Consider the following 1,376-nt stretch of genomic DNA (forward strand, 5'->3'; position numbering starts at 1 on the left):
CCGGGCTGTCGCCGGGCCTCCGGCCGGGGCCCGGCGCCCGGCGCCCGCGGGCATCAGGAGGCCTGCCGTGCCTGGCTCACCTGCCTCACCTTCCGCGCCTGGCTCACCTGGCTCACCGCCAGCGGATGCGCAGGTCCTTCAGACCGTTCTGGAAGTTGGAGACCAGCCGCCTCGGGGGCTCGCCCGGGGCGAGCTCCAGGCCGGGCAGCCCGGTGACGGTCCGGCGGAGCAGGGCCGACATCTGGATCCTGGCCAGCTGCGCCCCCACGCAGAAGTGCGGGCCGTATCCGAAGCTGACGTGGTCGTTGGGCGTACGGGTGATGTCCAGGCGGTCCGGGTCGGGGAAGACCGACTCGTCGCGGTTGGCGGAGGCGTGGTAGACGACCACCTTGTCGCCGCCGCGGATCCGCTGCCCGGCCAGCACCACGTCCCGGGTCGCGGTACGCCGGAACTCCACGACCGGCGGCCAGAACCGGAGCAGCTCGTCCACGGCCGGAGCGACCAGCTCGGGCCGATGGCGGAGCAGGCGGTACTGGTCCGCGTGGGTGAGCAGGGAGTACAGGCCGCCGGGCAGGCCGTTGCGCAGCGTCTCGTTGCCGGCGACGCCGAAGAGGAAGAACATCGTCTCGAACTCGGCGGTGCCGAGGCCGGCCTCCCGCATGCGGGCCACCATACTGCCGGGCGGCGGGTGTTCGGCGAGGGCGTGGGCATAGGCGAACATGTCGGCGAGGGCGGCGCGGGAGCGGGGGTTGACCGGGCGGCCGTCGGGGGTGGTGAGGGCCGTGGGACGGTGGGCGAGCGCGGCGCGGCCGAGGTCGGTGAGGCGGGCGGGGTCGGCGGTGCTGGAATGGGCGTGGTCGGGGTCCTGGTAGCCGATCACCCGGTTCGACCAGTCGACCAGCAGCCCGCGGTCCTGTTCGGGCACCCCCAGGATCCGGGCCAGCGTCCAGACCGGCAGGTCGGCGGCGAGCGGCACGAAGTCGGCCTCGCCCGCCGGGCGGACCGCGGCGACCAGTTCGGCGGCGCGCGCCTCGATGCCGGCGGTCAGCTCGCGCAGTGCCCGCGGGGTGAAGGCGGCGGCGACGGCCCGGCGCAGCCGGGAGTGGTCGGGCGGGTCCTGGTTGAGCATCATCGTGCGGGCGAAGTCCAGGTCGGCCGCCGAGTCGGGGTCACGGATCTGGGTCGCGCCGAGGTGCGAGGAGAACACGTCCGGGGTGCGGAGGACGTGCTTGACGTCGGCGTGCCGCAGCACCGCCCAGTAGCCGGGCCCGGCCGGCCACTCCCCCACCGCCGGCTCCTCCACCCGGCAGACCGGCGCCTCCGCCCGCAGCTCCCGGAAGAGCCCGTACGGCACGCCGTCGGCGTACGTGCCGGGA

The 1,376-nt window shown here is 75.1% G+C and carries 1 protein-coding gene; it reads right to left on the reverse strand.

The window, feature by feature from the left end; genetic code table 11:
* Positions 1–112 precede the first annotated feature (112 nt).
* Positions 113–1,376, reverse strand: a 1,264-nt coding sequence (locus tag ABZ885_RS41225; protein ID WP_360200355.1) for a cytochrome P450, incomplete at its 5' end; no start/stop codon positions are given.

The sequence above is a fragment of the Kitasatospora sp. NPDC047058 genome (assembly GCF_040643935.1).
GTDB lineage: Bacteria > Actinomycetota > Actinomycetes > Streptomycetales > Streptomycetaceae > Kitasatospora.